Source organism: Moorena sp. SIO2C4, from assembly GCF_010672485.1.
GTDB lineage: Bacteria > Cyanobacteriota > Cyanobacteriia > Cyanobacteriales > Coleofasciculaceae > Moorena > Moorena producens.
In genome coordinates this window covers 1-16,568 of record NZ_JAAHGN010000046.1, presented here as the reverse complement: position 1 = coordinate 16,568, position 16,568 = coordinate 1, and the positions used below count along the sequence as shown (strand labels likewise).

At 43.6% G+C, this 16,568-nt stretch carries 14 protein-coding genes and 2 pseudogenes; 7 read left to right on the top strand and 9 right to left on the bottom strand.

Annotation, left to right across the window (positions count from 1 at the left end; translation table 11 throughout):
* Nucleotides 1-125: 125 nt before the first annotated feature.
* A pseudogene (locus F6K20_RS04845) lies at nt 126-1,049 on the top strand (RNA-guided endonuclease TnpB family protein); the annotation flags it as partial.
* A gap of 58 nt (nt 1,050-1,107) precedes the next feature.
* Here the strand turns inward: F6K20_RS04845 and F6K20_RS04840 are convergent.
* The 4 genes from F6K20_RS04840 to F6K20_RS04825 all read right to left on the bottom strand — a co-directional run bounded on the left by F6K20_RS04840 (nt 1,108) and on the right by F6K20_RS04825 (nt 5,111).
* Nucleotides 1,108-1,338, bottom strand: a complete 231-nt coding sequence (locus F6K20_RS04840; RefSeq protein ID WP_287293931.1) for a hypothetical protein — start codon at nt 1,336-1,338, stop codon at nt 1,108-1,110.
* 147 nt (nt 1,339-1,485) lie between these two features.
* Nucleotides 1,486-2,322, bottom strand: a complete 837-nt coding sequence (locus tag F6K20_RS04835) for an Rpn family recombination-promoting nuclease/putative transposase (RefSeq protein ID WP_008188986.1) — start codon at nt 2,320-2,322, stop codon at nt 1,486-1,488.
* A gap of 228 nt (nt 2,323-2,550) precedes the next feature.
* Entirely contained in the window at nt 2,551-3,732 is a 1,182-nt protein-coding gene (thiL, locus tag F6K20_RS04830; RefSeq protein ID WP_008188988.1) for a thiamine-phosphate kinase, read from the bottom strand.
* Between the two features lie 227 nt (nt 3,733-3,959).
* On the bottom strand, nt 3,960-5,111 hold the full coding sequence (locus F6K20_RS04825) for a peptidylprolyl isomerase (protein WP_008188990.1): 1,152 nt from the start codon (nt 5,109-5,111) through the stop codon (nt 3,960-3,962).
* Nucleotides 5,112-5,703: 592 nt separating this feature from the next.
* Between F6K20_RS04825 and efp the strand changes: the two genes are divergently transcribed.
* The gene (gene efp, locus F6K20_RS04820; RefSeq protein WP_008188994.1) at nt 5,704-6,261 is read left to right on the top strand and encodes an elongation factor P; all 558 of its coding nucleotides are present in this window, start codon (nt 5,704-5,706) and stop codon (nt 6,259-6,261) included.
* A 152-nt stretch (nt 6,262-6,413) separates the two neighbouring features.
* Nucleotides 6,414-6,938: an acetyl-CoA carboxylase biotin carboxyl carrier protein gene (gene accB, locus F6K20_RS04815; protein ID WP_008188996.1), complete on the top strand. Its 525-nt coding sequence runs from the start codon at nt 6,414-6,416 to the stop codon at nt 6,936-6,938.
* Between the two features lie 185 nt (nt 6,939-7,123).
* Here accB and F6K20_RS04810 read toward each other — a convergent pair whose 3' ends face one another.
* Together F6K20_RS04810 and F6K20_RS04805 are read right to left on the bottom strand one after the other, a co-directional pair.
* Nucleotides 7,124-7,756, bottom strand: coding sequence for a GerMN domain-containing protein (locus F6K20_RS04810; protein WP_008188998.1), 633 nt, complete (start codon nt 7,754-7,756; stop codon nt 7,124-7,126).
* A 132-nt stretch (nt 7,757-7,888) separates the two neighbouring features.
* Nucleotides 7,889-8,665, bottom strand: a complete 777-nt coding sequence (locus F6K20_RS04805) for an LmeA family phospholipid-binding protein (RefSeq protein ID WP_008189000.1) — start codon at nt 8,663-8,665, stop codon at nt 7,889-7,891.
* Nucleotides 8,666-8,691: 26 nt separating this feature from the next.
* Between F6K20_RS04805 and F6K20_RS04800 the strand changes: the two genes are divergently transcribed.
* Nucleotides 8,692-8,868: a hypothetical protein gene (locus F6K20_RS04800; protein WP_008189002.1), complete on the top strand. Its 177-nt coding sequence runs from the start codon at nt 8,692-8,694 to the stop codon at nt 8,866-8,868.
* 475 nt (nt 8,869-9,343) lie between these two features.
* Here the strand turns inward: F6K20_RS04800 and F6K20_RS04795 are convergent, their stop codons facing one another.
* Together F6K20_RS04795 and hpf are read right to left on the bottom strand one after the other, a co-directional pair.
* The gene (locus F6K20_RS04795; RefSeq protein WP_287293929.1) at nt 9,344-10,555 is read right to left on the bottom strand and encodes an RNA-guided endonuclease InsQ/TnpB family protein; all 1,212 of its coding nucleotides are present in this window, start codon (nt 10,553-10,555) and stop codon (nt 9,344-9,346) included.
* 194 nt (nt 10,556-10,749) lie between these two features.
* Nucleotides 10,750-11,391 (bottom strand): ribosome hibernation-promoting factor, HPF/YfiA family, encoded by a 642-nt coding sequence (hpf, locus tag F6K20_RS04790; RefSeq protein WP_287256451.1) that lies wholly within the window; start codon nt 11,389-11,391, stop codon nt 10,750-10,752.
* 191 nt (nt 11,392-11,582) lie between these two features.
* Between hpf and lipB the strand changes: the two genes are divergently transcribed.
* Complete coding sequence (gene lipB, locus F6K20_RS04785; RefSeq protein ID WP_287293927.1) at nt 11,583-12,239, top strand: lipoyl(octanoyl) transferase LipB; 657 nt, start codon at nt 11,583-11,585, stop codon at nt 12,237-12,239.
* A 356-nt stretch (nt 12,240-12,595) separates the two neighbouring features.
* Here the strand turns inward: lipB and F6K20_RS04780 are convergent, their stop codons facing one another.
* The gene (locus F6K20_RS04780) at nt 12,596-14,518 is read right to left on the bottom strand and encodes an NFACT RNA binding domain-containing protein (RefSeq protein ID WP_287293932.1); all 1,923 of its coding nucleotides are present in this window, start codon (nt 14,516-14,518) and stop codon (nt 12,596-12,598) included.
* A gap of 525 nt (nt 14,519-15,043) precedes the next feature.
* On the opposite strand from F6K20_RS04780, the gene F6K20_RS04775 reads away from it, so the two are divergent.
* Nucleotides 15,044-15,721 (top strand): hypothetical protein, encoded by a 678-nt coding sequence (locus F6K20_RS04775; protein WP_008184729.1) that lies wholly within the window; start codon nt 15,044-15,046, stop codon nt 15,719-15,721.
* A 731-nt stretch (nt 15,722-16,452) separates the two neighbouring features.
* Nucleotides 16,453-16,568: pseudogene (locus F6K20_RS04770) on the top strand (IS630 family transposase); the annotation flags it as partial.

Genomic DNA, 16,568 nt, shown 5'->3' with positions numbered 1-16,568 from the left:
TCCTGAACTACTGCTGACTTTTTCAGCTGGTCACCCACCAGGAGGTATTGACTCAAACTATTACTCTGACTAATTTGTCAGTTTTACTGAGATCTAGTCTACCGTACTTTTAAAAGAGCCGCACCCAAATCAAATCTATAGCGATAAAGGATGCTTGCACCGCTGTAAGGGAGGCCAAGAAAAAGTATAAAAAGACTGGACAAATAAATCGAGTGCGATTTAGATCTCGTAAAAATCCTGTTCAGTCTTGCTACATCCCTAAGTCGGCTGTATCTAGCAAAGGGATTTACCATACAAAACTGGGTGAATTGACCTTTACTGAAACACTTCCAGATGATATTGGAGATTGTCGATTAACTAGCACCAATGGGGATTACTACCTGACAGTCCCTCACAAGACTACTCAAGTAAAATCCGAGAACCAAGGTAGAGTAGTAGCTTTAGACCCTGGTGTTAGAACATTTTTGACACTTTTTAGTGAGAATTCTGTAGGAAAAATTGGTTGTGGAGATTTTTCTCGAATTCAACGACTTTGCTCTCACCTCGATGGCCTCTTATCAAGAATAAGCAAGGCAAAAGGGAAGCAAAAACGTCGAATGAGAAAAGCTGCCAGGCGAATAATCATTAGAATTCAGAATCTGATTAACGAACTACATCATAAGGCTGCCCGTTTTTTAGTTGACAACTTTGACGTTATACTACTTCCTACTTTTGAGACATCTGAAATGACAAAAAAAGGAAACAGGAAGATCAGGTCTAAAACTGTTCGGAATTTGCTTTCTTTTGCTCATTATCGCTTCAAAGAGTTCCTCAAACACAAAGCTGGAGAAACAGGGAAAACAGTAGTAGACGTCTGTGAAGCCTATACCAGTAAAACTGTTAGCTGGACAGGTGAGTTAATAAATATCGGTGGTAGCAAGAAAATTAAATCAAAAATTGATGGCCGATCGATGGATCGCGACATCAATGGCGCACGTGGGATATTCCTACGTGCCTTGGTAGATACACCCTGGCTGAGAAATCAGCTTGCATTGGCGAGCCAGGATTGACTTTTTGGGAGATTCTGGTAGCTAAAAAGTATCGGCATTACAGCAAGCTCAGAAAGACTTACGGGAAAAATATCCCCATCCTTATTATTGGGCAGCATTTTCTTTGACAGGGGATGCTGGGAAAAGGGAGTAGGGAGTCGGGAGTAGGGATATTGAGATACACCGAATTTTTGGCGTTGCTTAATAATGGAATGATTTTAAGAGTTTTCTGGAATGGGCATGTTGGTAGAACTGGCATGTTGGTAGAACTGGCATGTTGGTAGAACTGGCATGTTGGTAGAACTGGCATGTTGGTAGAACTGGCATCTTGCCAGTTTCATGCTTATTTTCGAGCGGGCAGGATGCCCACATATTTTCGAGCGGGCAGGATGCCCACTCTACTCCTATTCAGCGCCAAGACATTAGCAACGCCGAATTTTTTCCTATTCCCTATTCCCTAGTGCTCCAACCAAAGCGCTAAATCCGTTGCTGTCTCAAAATCCAACAAGGCTTCACTCAATTCCTCCAATCGAGTAATCGATAATCCCTCAATCTGCTGTTGGAGCCCAGGGTCAAGTAAACCTAACTTCAGGGTTAGCAAACGCATCACAATTAATAGGACTCCCTCCTGCTTGCCGCGCTGGATTCCCTTTTGGACTCCCTTTTGGATAATATCTTGATAGGTGACTGATTCTTCCATAACTTCCTCCCTCAAAAATCGACGGATTAAATCTTTATCAAACCGCAAACCAGCCAGTACATCCACACAGGCCGCTAGGGTTCGGAGTTGACCTTGTTCTTCAATTCTATCGACTTCAGCAACGACTTGCTCCAACAATAGATTAGGCCGATTACTCCTGGCTAAAGTGGCCAAGGGTAACAAAGCCCGATTGGCCAATAGTGGTAATGGGTCTTGCTCCCACAGACGAATTATCCGATAACGATGCCAGGTGTTAGTATCTCTAAACTCGTTAGTAAATACCATCTGTGAGGTCGTAGACTTTAGAAAAATTACCACCTGCTCAATCGGACATCGGTACTTGCGATGTAATCTGACCCAATAGTCCAACATCCGAAATGGTAATGGTGGCTCGGATTGGGGTAAGGTTTGAAATTCTAGGTGCAGAATTTGGTTTGTACTTTGGAGTAAAGTCAGAGCATCAGCTTGAATTGGTTCACTACTCAATTCGCTTTTAAGTACCTGAATATCTCTAGGTTCTTCACCCAATAGCCAGTGAAAAAACTCCGATGGGTATTCTTCTGCTAGGTATTTGCAGATATTATCGTAAGCCAAGGCAAATTGTTCAAAGTTAATACTATCTCAGACAGCGATGCAGCGCGGTCTTGGGGGTTTCCCCCATGAGCGACTGCATCAAGACAGTGTAGTGAATCTGAACCAGAAAATTGATCGCACCTGGATCTTGTTTATTGAGTCAAGTTATGATACCTGACCAAGTCTGATTGAGATCAGATACATAAGGAATAATAGTAAATCCGGTTAATCACTTCTAAGGGAAAAATTTCAAAAATGCTGAAATCCCTTATTTAAACTCAGCAATTGATCAGCATAAGTACCAGTCTTATCTTTCAACCAGACCTCATTACCACTAGTAATCTTGCCAATTACTGCTGCTCCCTCCCCCAGTTGTGCCACTAATTCCTCAGCAGCTTCAGTGGGCAAACATAGCACTAATTCAAAATCTTCACCACCATACAACGCCCAATCCAAAGCTTGCTCTGGAGACACCAATTTACTGAAGCTTGGAGGTAGGGTAATTCGGTTAGGATCAATCTCTGCACCAACACCACTGGCACCACAAATTTGTACAATAGCATCTGCTAAACCATCGCTACTATCCATACCCGCAATGGATAGTTGGAGGGTTGAAGGTTGAAGGGTTGAAGGTTGAAGGGTTGAAGGTTGAAGGTTTGAAGGTTGAAGGTTTGAAGGTTGAAGGGTTGAAGGTTGAAAGTTATCAGATTGAAAGTTATCAGGTTGAAAGTTATCAGGTTGAAAGTTCCAACTTTCAACCTTCAACCTGTTAACCTGTAACGTGAGTAAAGATACAACATCAAGTCTGGGTTGGGGACGCTGGTGAGCTTTAATCAAAGATAGTCGTTCCTCTGGACTTAAGTGTTTGCCGAAATCTGGGTTGAGGAGTAATTCTAGTCCAGCCCGGGAAGCACCATGAACACCTGTCACCACAATGGCATGTCCCACCTTAGCACCTGTTCTGCGGATAGCTTGGTCGGGGTAGACTTGACCAAAGGCAGTGATAGCAATAGTAATAACCGGCGAGCGACAGATATCTCCTCCGACTATTGGTGTATTGTACTGGTTTAAACACTGAGTCATGCCTTGGTAAAGTCTCTCAACCCAGCTAACCGCTACATCCCCTGTCAGGCTTAAGCCTACCGTAATGCCTAGGGGGGATGCTCCCATCGCAGCTAAATCAGACAAATTAGCAGCAGCAGCACGCCAACCAGCATCTTCTGGACTAGTAGTGCATTGGCTTACCCCACCGTAGCGATCGCTAAAATGCACCCCATTCACTAAAACATCTGTAGTAATCACCAAGGATTGACCAGACTCTGGAGGGGGAATTACCGCTCCATCATCCCCGACAACCCCTGGTGGACAGAAAGGCTGTAACCGTTCTAGAAGACCTTGTTCTCCGATATCTTTTATTAATTCAAGGGTCACGAGACAACGATCAATGATTGATACTTCTGACTGGCATAAACGGAGCTAAAGGTAATTAATCAAGCTTATCCCTGGCTTCGCCGCAGCCGCTTAGGAGCTGACCGCTTATAGCACTAAGCATTAAGGTGTTTGACATTTATAAAAGCAGCAAAAGCTATTATATTCAGCTATTGCTAGCATGCCTCTTGCCTCTTGCCTTGGGCGTAGCGCTATAACCGATAGGATAGCTATGCCTGCGGCTCAACTAAATTCTCAATCCCATCAATAACTCTCATCGACTCAATTACATCCCCTCGTTTGAGCTGTCTGAGTAACTCTTTGTTTTCTACAACATAGCCAAAGACAGAATAGCGCCCATCCATAAAGTTGATACCAGCTGGGGTAAGTTCTGGTTGAAACAGGAAGAAGAAAAACTGAGAAGAGCCACCATTGGGATCCTCTGCAGGACGTGCCATTGCTAGGGTACCAAAAGCAGAGAAAGGTAGCACAGGTTGCTCACGATAACGACCAATTTCTTCCAGGGTAAACTCATAAACCGGTTCCGAGTCCCCTTTCAGCATGATTTCTATGGGAATCCCTCGGTATTCACCAGTTTCTGGGTCAATAAAGCCTGTCGCTTTTCCTGGAGGGTCTCCTGCTTGCAGGATATAGTTATCTTCAGCACGGTTGAAGGTTAGACCATCATAGAAACCCCGCTGTACCAAATCCACAAAGTTACCGGCGGTGACTGGAGCATTGTAACCATCTACCACCATTCTCAAGGAACCTTCCTCTGTGGTCATTTCCACGGTAGCGCGACCCTTAAGTTGAGGTAAGTTACTATACTCTGGGGGTACCTCAAAGGGAAACTCCTCTACCATCAATTGTTCCAGTTCCCCTACTTGATCCAAGAGTATCCCGCGCTCAATCAAGACTCTTTCCTTGTCTTTAGCCTCCACAGCTTCTCGAATCTTAGCAATTTCGGCTTGGATCTGGGCAATTAGGGCTTCGCCTTGGGGTTTTCTGGCATCTGGAATGTCCGCTAGCAATTTCTGATCACTACTAGTTAAAACCACAGCAGCTTTAGTAATATCGCTGGTGATAGGACTCCAGCGTTTTCCCCGCATTTGTTGAGAAATATCCTCCAAACTGGCTTGTATTTTCCGCACTGGCTGATTATCTATCGGTAGGGCATAGCGCAACAAAGCTCTACCATCAGTAATGGCATTACCCCCTGGTAATCGACTTTCACGAGCAGGTTCTTGATTACCAAAGTTAAACTTAAAGTTCCACCAAGCTCCACTCAGACCTAAGGAAAGGGACATTAACAGCAGCCCCAAGAGGGTAGTCTTGGTCAAGGGTTTCCACCAATCTGGCAAAGAAATCTTTAAAAGTTTCATAAACAATAATTACCCCAAGCATTACACCAGTGGGGTCAAGGCTGATCCACAACGTATCAAAACTTCATCTCATATCTTCCCATGTCAAGGAAGTTTATGATACCGTTTCTCAATTAGCGTGGGTCTTTCAGCAGCGTTGCTTAATAATGGAATGATTTTAATAGTAGGTGCGCGCCTCCTAGGGCGCGAGGGATTGCTCGCGCCCTTGGGTCGCACCTGTGGAATGGGCATCAGGCGTGGAACTGGCATCTTGCCAGTTTCATGCTTATTTTCGGGCGGGCAGGATGCCCACTCTACTGCTATTCAGCGCGAAGATTCAGCAACGCCCTTTCAGCTGGGGCCCGCGCCCATCACACCAATAAACCACTGAGCTAGCCAGGTTATCACCCTCTCCCCCTGTCCCTATCCCTCCATCGATTTCACTAGCTTTGAGGTGATTGGCCAACAGTATCGTTTAGTTTAAGTTTGGCAAGTCCCTTGCCGCACCACTTTGGGACAAATCTTTAGGTTAACCTCCAAAGTGCAACTTTCAACCTTCAACCTCTCAAGGGTAAAATAAGATGCCGATTGTTCTGCCCGAGTTAGCAGGTTAATGATTTCTAGTAACGACTTTCGCACCGGTGTCTCCATTGAGTTAGATGGATCCGTATGGCGGGTAGTGGAATTTCTCCACGTCAAGCCTGGAAAAGGTTCCGCCTTTGTTCGCACCAAACTAAAAAATGTCCAGACAGGGAATGTTGTAGAGAAAACCTTTCGGGCTGGGGAAACAGTACCCCAGGCAAACCTCGAAAAACGTCCCATGCAGCATACCTACAAAGATGGCGAAGAATTTGTCTTCATGGATATGGAAAGCTTCGAGGAAACTCGTCTGAGTGAAGCACAGATTGGCGATCGCTCCAAGTATCTCACTGAAGAAATGGAAGTGAACATCCTCACCTGGAACGACCAGATTCTAGAAGTAGAACTGCCCAATTCTGTAGTGTTGGAAGTAGTCGATACCGATCCTGGTGTTAAAGGTGATACCGCTACTGGTGGTACCAAACCAGCCATTGTTTCAACAGGAGCTCAGGTGATGGTTCCTCTATTCATTTCCATAGGAGAGCGCATTAAAATCGATACCCGTAATGATTCTTACCAAGGTCGCGAGTAAATTGTTTTGATGCCCTGATTTGATGCTCTTAATAGATCATGAGATCATGGCAATCAAGATAATGGACTCAGCTGACTACTAAGGCAAAATAATGCCAAAAAATCTTAACCCTTAGCCTTTAGCCCCAAGACCCTAACCTTTTTTTAAAAATTGTGGCATTAGACATCAATCAACTTCGTGATCTGTTAGCTGCTATTGCTGAAACTGATATTACAGAACTGACCCTCAAGAGTGATGATTTTGAACTCACAGTGCGTAAAGGGGTCAGTATCACCCCTACCAGTGATTCTGGTGGAGCTAGCACTACTTATCAAGCCCCTACAGGCTCCGTAGCGGTTCCCATCGGCTCCACTCCCACTACTTCCACCCCAGTACTAGAGGTAGCCCCAACACCAGAACCAACCCCACCAGTACCTCCACCAGGGGTAGATCAAAAGTGGGAAGAAATTAAGTCACCCATGGTCGGGACATTTTACCGCTCTCCTGCTCCTGATGAAGACCCCTTTGTGGAGGTGGGGGAACGCATTAGTGCTGGTCAAACTGTTTGTATTATTGAAGCTATGAAGCTGATGAATGAAATTGAAGCAGAAGTGACTGGACAAGTAATGGAAATTTTGGTGACAAATGGAGAACCAATAGAATATGGTCAAGCACTAATGCGGATTAAACCTGACTAAGCATTACTCCTTAGATAGGTTTCACAGATGTCAAGCTAATAATAGCTGCTAGAAGCGAAAATAGGTTTGCTGGGCATGGGAATTAGAGGTCTGCCAACGTATATTTATTTGCCGCAGCGTCGGTTGAAAAATTTTCATCCAACGCTAGTGAGCAACTGCTCAAAGCAGTCTAAGCTGGGAAACCTCTAGAGTGGGAAGTTTTGATTGACATCTTGGCGAGTCAGTGGTTGATCAAGCATTAAGCCTTCTCCACCTAAAACCTCTAGTTGTTTCCCATCTACCTCAATCCATACTTGAGTATTGGGGTCTAGACTGCTTGCTGTATAAACAATTTGCGCCAGACGACCGCTCATGGAGCTACTGCCCCCACCAACGGTAAATTCCTGGGACAAGTCTACATGAACACCATCATTTTTGAGAGAAACACCCCGTAGTTTTGTACCTTGGGGAATAGTGGTCGTAAATGTGCCATTGGTCGGCCCAGCCAATAAACTGTTGAATGCGCTCTCTAAGATCTCACCTTTGTTAAGGGTCTTATTATTTAAGGGAATTGAACTGGGACTTAAAACAATTTGGTTATCAACATCATTGAGCCAATAAACCTGAATTTTTTCCTTAGTTGAGGGTTTTTCAGTTGTGGGTTGTATAGTCTGAGATGACTTGGGTGTAGATGACTTGGGTGTAGTTGTTGTCACAGACGAAGATTGCTGTGAACGCCATGCCCACCAGCTACCTCCACCTGCTGCTGCTAAGACTAGGATGGAAATACTGGCAATCACACCGAGAGGAATACCACGATCGTCTTGTTGGTCATGCATAATAACTGATTAATCAAAAGGTTGATTTACTGTAATTTGATTTACTGTGATCAGATCTGACTAGTGGCACGAAACCAAATTGAATTTTTGATATTTCATCCTTCATCTTTGATATTTCATACTTAACACGCTTTATTCCTTGATCCGGACAAATGCTGCTAATTCTAATTCACTAGGACTTAACTGGAATTGTAAGATACGGGCTGTGATGCCTTCATCTTCGATATTGCTCAGATTTAAGCGCTGGCTAAGACTACCAACAAATAACTTGATTATCTGAGGAGGGAGTGGGTTCCCATCAACCGACAACTTGGGTTCAATTAGCTGTATGCTTTTCCCGGTCAGGATGCCCACACCGGAGTTTAATATAATCTCTAGGGGTTGATTATCTCCTTGCTGCAATGTCACTTGTAAATAAATACGGTTGTTATCTAGGAAGTTGACTTGTGAGTTCAGTAGTTTATAACGCCTACTGCCACGACTGATCACAGCATTGATCAAATCGTTTAATACTTCTATAACTTCCGGCGACTCTAGAGCTTGGTTAATATCTGACTCGGTTAAAACTAGACGCACTCCAGCTTGTAGCGGTTGCCTCAGAGAGTTCGCTAGTGAGTCTTTACCACCTTTACGGACCTTCTCTATATCAAGGTCAATCGGATCAGTTTCTAATTCCAAGACACCAATCCGGATATCTGGCGTCAGCCATAATCCCTTACCAGCAATTAAAACCTGGTCTACTTTGCCTGGCAAAATTTGGTAATTGGGAGTGTTGTTAACTCGGACTTGCAATTGCTCGACCTGGGAAAGCTGGGAGCGGATATTGCTTTCGATCACCTTGTCGAGGATGAAACCCACCCCAGAAACGACAGTGATTAAGCCTGATAGGAATATGGTCAAAAATTCCATGGAAAAAAAAAGGCACAACGTTAAGAGTGAGGTCAGGCAAGGTAAGTATTCAGCTATCAGCTAATGCGCTACTTGAGGTGCTACTTGAGGTGCTATCAGCTAATGCGCTACTTGAGGTGCTACTTGAGGTGCTTTTTAATAAAAGAGGTAAGCATTCGAATAATGCTGAGTTAAGTCTGCTGACGGCACCTCAAGTAGCGTGAGCTAAAAGCTGACGGCTGACGGCTGACGGCTGAATGCTTACGAGGCAACGAGGGCAGTTAAGGGAGATAGGGCAGATGTAAGTAGTAGAGCAAAATTCAAGTTAACTGTTAAGACTTGGGAACAATAAACTTCAGATCAGGCAATAGAAGGGGATTCAATGCCTTCACAGGTCTTACACACCTATTACACAGGTCTTAACACAGTTAACTTGATCAGGACTTACGCACCAAGACCCTTAAACCCTGGTTTCTGGTAATACATCAAAGGTTTAAATCGGTGTAATTACCGTCAATAACCAGGTGGCTGGGGTAAGTCCTGTTTATTTCTATCCAGGTACTTACCAGAAAATTCCCTCTTAATCTTATCCCAAAACCCAGTTGAACAACCCTGTGCTAAGAGCAGGGGATGAACACTGGTTTTCCTTCTCACAATTCCAATTTCCATGGAAACACTATAACTTGACACTCCCCACGGTTAGAAACCGGGGGATTCTTCGTTCAGCGACCCAAGTTGCTGAGACAGGATTTCTCCAGTCCCAGTAGTGCTCAGGTCTCCCGAAGCGTTGGGATCTTTATCGATCCAAGTTCCGATGTGCCCCATCGTACTTAAAGCAGAATTCAGAATATTGATGGCGGCATTTTGGTCGCGATCTAGAACACATCCACATCGACAAACATGGGTTCGAGTTGATAGTGATTTCTTGACCGTTGTTCCACAACTTGAACAATTTTGGCTTGTGTAGGCAGGGTTAACGACAACTGTTACTCTGCCCAACTTTTTGCCAAAATACTCTAACCACTTCCTGAATTGATACCAACCTGCATCATTAATAGACTTGGCGAGACAATGGTTTTTCACCAGGTTCTTAATCCTCAAATCTTCGTAGGCGACCATGTCGTTAGACAGGACTACGCAACGCGCTACTCTCTTAGCATGTTCTTCACGTTGCCTACTTATTTTGAGGTGTACACGTCCTAGCTTATTAATGGCGCGCTTACGGTTAGCACTGCCTTTTTTCTTTCGAGAAACGCGACGTTGATAGAACTTCATCCGTTTCTCGCTTTTTCTGTAGAATCGTGGGTTGGGTTCAGTATTGCCATCTGAATCTGTGTAGAACTCTTTGAGTCCGACATCTAAACCAACGTTGTGCTTTGTCGGTTCAACATCAACGTTGACATCTACTTGAATACAGAATTGGCAATAATAACCATCAGCTCGTCTAACCAGTCTCACTCGCTTAATCTGTTTAACTCGATAGAATGCCAAATCCCACGTCCCAATCAATTTAAGTTTACCAATCCCTTTTTTGTCGGTAAATTCAATGTGCTTGGGGTCTAGTAACTTCCACCCGGACGTTTTGTATTCAACAGAGCGGCTACGTTTTTTGAACCGAGGATATCCTTTTTTCCCGGGGAGATTTTTCTTACAGTTCTCAAAGAACTTAACAATGGCTGACCAGCATCGTTCTACAGATGTCTGACAAGCGTGGGAGTTCAAATCTTTGACAAAGGGATACATAGCGCGAAGTTCGGTGTTATACCGATATAGCTCTTTCCTCCCTAAACCTCGATTATCTATCCAGTAACGCAAGCATGAATTCCTAACGAATTGACCAGCCCGGATTGCCTCATCAATCGCTCGGTATTGATTGAGTTTTCCTTTAACTTTGAACTCGTAGACTATCATGCCTGTGACACTTGCTTATTTAGCCTATTACCTACAGTACCACAAGAATTGTTGTTTATGTGAGGGGGTGAGCTTACCCCATGGATGAATCGTAGGGGCTTGCGCTCACCCCCTCACACTCCCCGATTTCCGGTCAACGGTCAATGGTCAACGCTCAACGCTCAACGCTCAACCTTTAACCTTCCACAGAGTTTTTATAAGAATCCTGCGGCAGCACTAAGGCTTTGAGGTACCTTACCGTTACTGTGGTTGGTTTTACCATTGCCATTACGGGGTTGGATTACTCCATATCCCCCATGATTGCGTTCATAGATTACATTAATCTCCCCGGTTTTGATGTTCCGGAACATATAAAAATCGTGGTCTACTAGCTCTAGTTGTTCCAAGGCTTCCTCTACAGTCATTGGCGGCATGGCAAAATACTTCATGCGCACCACTTCTTCGGGTAGCTCAGGAGTGCGATCGCTAATCAGATCAACTGGCACCGATTCTTCTTCGAGTATTACCTGTGTCTTGGCCTGATTACGGGTTTTCTGAGATTGCAGCTTCTCCTTATATTTGCGCAGTTGACGATGAATCTTATCAGCGACCAGATCAATGCTGGCATACAAGTTTTCAGTACCCTCTTGGGCACGAATCACTGTCTTATTGGCATAAATGGTTACTTCAGCTGTCTGTTTAGGGTTTATCCGAGGATTACGAGCCACCGATAGATTTATATCGACCTGATTGGTAATGTTTTGAAAATGATTGACCGCCTTTTCTATTTTTTGATGTACATAGTCACGAATTGCATCGGTGATATCGATGTTTTTACCTTGGATAACAAGCTTCATACTGACTACTCCATCTCGTAACGTTTGCGCTTGACAATAGCAGTGGAGGTTGGGGAGATCTGCTATTGGTTCTTACTCTTACCCTATCACTTTGTATTCTAGACAACATCAACTTTTGATTTCTCTTCAAATTCCTTTGCATTCGTTGACATTGATAAAATAGGGCATAGAGTATGAGATAATTGAGGATCGTGCGTAAATGTTTAATTAGTCATCAAGGTTTAGTCCCTTACACAGTGGCTTGGGAGCAACAGCGTACGCTAGTTAGTCAACGGCTCCAAGATTCCAGTTTGGATGATATTCTCCTGTTGCTGGAGCATCCACCGGTTTACACCCTAGGAAAAGGATCTCGTCTTGACTTTCTCAAATTCGATCCCAATCAGGTTAACTGGGACGTGCATCGGATAGAGCGTGGTGGTGAAGTGACCTACCACTGTCCTGGACAACTGGTAGGCTACCCCATTCTCAATCTCCGGTACTATCGCCAAGATTTACACTGGTACCTCAGACAGCTAGAGGAAGTTTTGATTCAGGTATTGGCTGTCTATGGACTAAAGGGTGAGCGGGTGGCTGGCATGACTGGTGTCTGGCTAGAAGGATGTAAAGTTGCTGCCATTGGCATTAAGGTGAAGCGCTGGATTACCATGCATGGCTTTGCTTTGAATGTCTGTCCTGACCTTGCAGGTTTTAATCATATCGTTCCCTGCGGCATTGCGGATAAACCGGTGGGTAGTCTAGCTCAGTTTATTCCAGATCTTAGTGTGGAACAGGTACGCTTAGATCTCTGTGGTAAATTTGCTGAGGTTTTTGGTTTGCAACTGATTGACCAAGGGGAAAGGGGATTTTAGGGTAAGCATTCAGCTATCAGCATTCAGCTATCAGCATTCAGCTATCAGCTATTGGCCTATGGCCACGGTACTTCAAATGCATATGCTTACCAAATAGCTAAAGTCCTGCTACAGCATCCTGGTTTTTGGGTAACGGTATTGCCTCTTTCCACCGTATATTTGTTAATTTTTATTTAAATTTTATCAAAAAAATCACCAGCTGTGGAGACAGCTGGTATGATCCACGTAATTAATTAGAGATACGTCGTCGTTTTCCATGAGGAAAATCCAGGCTGCGCGTTCCCAAACCGACAGCCTAAAAATTTCTGCTTTAAATTAATCGTAACAGAGAATACGTTCTTTTTTGTAATTAAAGTTTACATTTTTTGGGTTGAGGCAGATTCCATCACGTGATGACGACCTTGATCAGGACGCCCCCAGAGGATTTGCTCGTGCTTATAAATCGCCATGCCTGGTTTAGCGCCTTTAGGCTTGTAGACATATTTGGGTTTCGTGTAAACAACTGGTACCTGTTCACTCTGACACCCCCGGCTGTTGTAAGCGGCTAGATCAGCAGCAAATTGCAAATCTGCTGGATCAGCTACTGTTCCTGGCTCTAATCTCAGTAGTACATGACTCCCAGCAATCTCTTGGGTATGAAACCAGAGGTCATAATCCCCAGCGGTGCGAAATGTCAGCTGGTCATTTTGCCGATTGTTGCGACCAATCAATAATTCAAAACCACTGGGAGTTTGATATCGATAGGGCTGTGAGACATCGGATAGATTACGACTTCTTTGAGCAGAAGCTTCTAAATATCCTTGCCCAATTAGCTCTTCGCGGATTTCCTGTAGGGTTTGTAAGTCGTCTAGAGTGTTGTAGGTGTTTAGCTGAGTTAATGATGCCTCGACTTGCTCTAAATACTGTATTTCATCTTGTACTTCTTTTAGTAATGGCTCAACCGCATCCCGAGTTCGTTTCAGTTTTTGGTGTCGCTTGTAGAGAGCTTGGGCATTTTGGACAGCATTTTTCTCAGGATTTAAGGGAATCTTGACTGGCTGGTTGGTTTCAAAGTCCGGTAGGGTGATGGATTTCATCCCTGGTTGCCAATCCTGGAGATATGCCATTAATAAGTCAGCTTTTTCTCGGGATTGGTCAGCTTGGTCAGATTGCTGTAAACGTTCCTTAAAGCTAGAGGCTTTTTGCCCTAGTTTTCGTAAGCTATTATTTAGCTTCTGAGTCAGTTGGTTATGCAACCGGGAAAACTCGTGTTGATTGAGCTGGTTGGTGTAGTAGGAATTCAGTAAGGTTTGGATATTTTCAGCTGGTTTAACTATTCCCCAATCCATTACCGTATATCCTTGGTTTGTCCAGCCTGGCTGAAAAAGGTTGGTTGGTTGAAGGTTGGCAGGTTGAAGGTTAGCAGGTTGAAGGTTGGTTGGTTGAAGGTTGGTTGGTTGAAGGTTGGTTGGTTGAAGGTTGGTTGGTTGAAGGTTGGCAGGTTGAAGGTTGGTTGGTTGAAGGTTAACAGGTTGAAGGTTGTCTGTAGAGAACTTGCTAACGTTTAATAAAGTTTTTAACCATTGTTGCCAGCATTGAAATAGGTTTTGCCAGTCGGATTCTTCTAGGTTTTGGGTGGATTGCTTTGGGTCTAAACCAGCTGCTTGTACCATTGAGCGAGCGAGGGTGGGACTCAATCCTCGATAACTTTTGAGTAACTGATGTGCTACTGCTCCTGGTATCAAACTTACTCGTTCTTGCCAGCTCTGGTAGGGTTCAGTCAAACTGGGGGTGGTGCCAGTCAGGGCTGGTGGGAGTTCGTAGGGTTGACCGGTTTGAATAGTACGGACGCTGGATTGCTGGTTACTGACTTGATGAGCAGTGGTGATAATCAGATTGTCAGCATCAGTGAGGATTAGGTTACTGTATTTGCCGATAATTTCTACATACAAATGCCAAGTCGGGGGTTCTCCAGGGCGTTTGGCAAATTGCAGGTCTAAGACTCTCTCCCAAGGGGCAATGGTTTCGATGGCAATTAGGGCGAAGCCACCTAACTGGTGCCTCAGTTGGTCACTAAAGGTGAAGGTGTCGGGAACCCGAGGGGGTGGATCTCCTATGCAAATTCGGGCGGCTTGGGGGTGCCAACAAATGGTGAGCCAACCTCGACCATTTAGGGTGCGTAGGGCGATAGCAATGGTGTAGCGATCGCGTTGATAGACTTGTTCGGTACGTCCTGGTACCCAGGTAGCACGCAGCTCAGAACAAGCAGCGGTCAGGGTGGTATAGTCAACAGGTTGCATGTGCCAGGTGCCAGATCTGAGCTTGGTAGGATTCGGGTTTGAGAATGCGATCGCGTAGCGGCTCGTACCGAGCATCGCCTAGCGCCTCAATGGGCGCGCATCGCATTTTGGCTATGGCTATGGGATCACCGTCTAGCCCAGTTCCCATTTTGGGCATTTACAATACTATTGTATAAGTCAGCCTTAGGGCTACGATGTTAGTCGAGAAACTACCTCTTCTCAAGTCAGAGCTCACCTAGGCAGTGTCCTATACCAAGCCTGAGGAAGTGACAACAAGGCTAAAAAGTAGACAGGGTATGGGGTGTGGGGTTTGGTAAAAATAGAAGGGAATTTTGAGTTACCCCAGCAAAAACCTCCGTCCCCAACCTGATTCAACCGTCTCTACCAAAGTAGCCAGCTCCTGATGTTTCCCTACCCCGGTGACCCCAAACCCCACACCCAGTAAGGCTTTTAAGGCTGTTGGCCACCCCCTCAGGTGCAATATAATAAATATTTAGCTAGTAAATACCCGAAAATTCAAAAAATATGGCTTGGTACGATAATCCAACAGTTGCTGCTACTTTAGGTGCCCTTGCTGGATCAGTATTTACAGCATGCGTATCTGTATTTATCTGGCAGAAAACAAAAAAGATTAAGCAAGTAGATTGCATTATTAATGATTCTTCCTCACTACTTTCCTTCTCAGATACAATTCGTAACGAACTCAAAATTATATACGCAGATGAACCTGCAAATTCTGTATTTTTATTCAATATGGAAGTTTTTAACTCTGGTAACCTAGCTATTAGGGAGCAACCAGTGAGTATACGTTTAGACAGCAATTCCAAGATTGTAGGATATACTTTCAAAACTATTCCAGAAGTTGGATTTGGAGAAGTTCGAGAATTATTACTTCAAGAAACCCGACTTGATTTAATTATTGAACTATTGAATCCGCGAGACCGGGTATATATTGAGCTAATTTCTATTAATAACTATTCAAGTAATATAGATGTCTACATGAAAAATGCTAACGTTACCTCTCGTGTGTATACTCGCCGAGCTGAGAATGCTATCTTAGGAATATTGTCTCAGGAGATTGATCCATCTTTAGCATCTCTTGCCATGCTCAGCAACTTACCATTTTTTGGTGGATTTGCCAATTCTATAATGACTATGGTCTTGGCACAACAAATTAAAAAAGCTGTAAGACAAAAAAAATAACTTCTATTCCTTTTTTTTAAATTTCCAAAACCTTCATTCGCCATTTCTAAAATTGAGAGGTTTTGTCTACTAAAGATTAACCGTAGGTCACACTACGCAAACACTATATTTTTCCTGCTCAGGAATAAAAAAAATGATGTTATTCAGTACCTTTTATGCTAAAGTTGCAATAAAAAAATCGGAAAGCTTACTGTAGCATAAAAATGGTACTATTCAACTAACAAAATTTTATAAAGACGGCCTCTTTTAACTATTCCCTGATTCCTGCTCCCTGCTGCCTCTGCTAAACTGTTCATTTAGCATAACAAGTACAGAATAACCATAAATTTTAGCAATTAAACACTCGAAGTTACAGTATTGTTTGCACTTATTCACGGCTATAGGATTTTATATTTACCCGTAGGTTGCGTTATTAACGCACCATAATTTTGTACTAATTAAGTAATTTTTAATTGACATTTTATTTTCAAAAAAATACCCTAAAATATTATTTTTATGCTATAATAAAAGTGACCTTAATTAATAAGGTCAAAAACCAGCCCCCTGAACCTCAAAAACCACGGGGCTGGCTCTAACCCCTAGTAACATAGGAGATAATTTTATTATGACCTATCGAGACCGTCTTAGTCCGTGGGTAAGCTGTTCGGCATTTAAATTGGTATAATAAAAATTAATAAATAACCCAATAATAGGAAATATGCCAGCAAAAAATTATCTGACAGCAAAAAACAATACTTCAAAAAGCCTTAAAAATAGAAGAAAATGGAAATATTAGAGAACGTATTTTAATTTTGCTGTTGTTGAATAGTGGAAAAACACAGTTAGAAATTGCTGAAGTTTTGGGTTG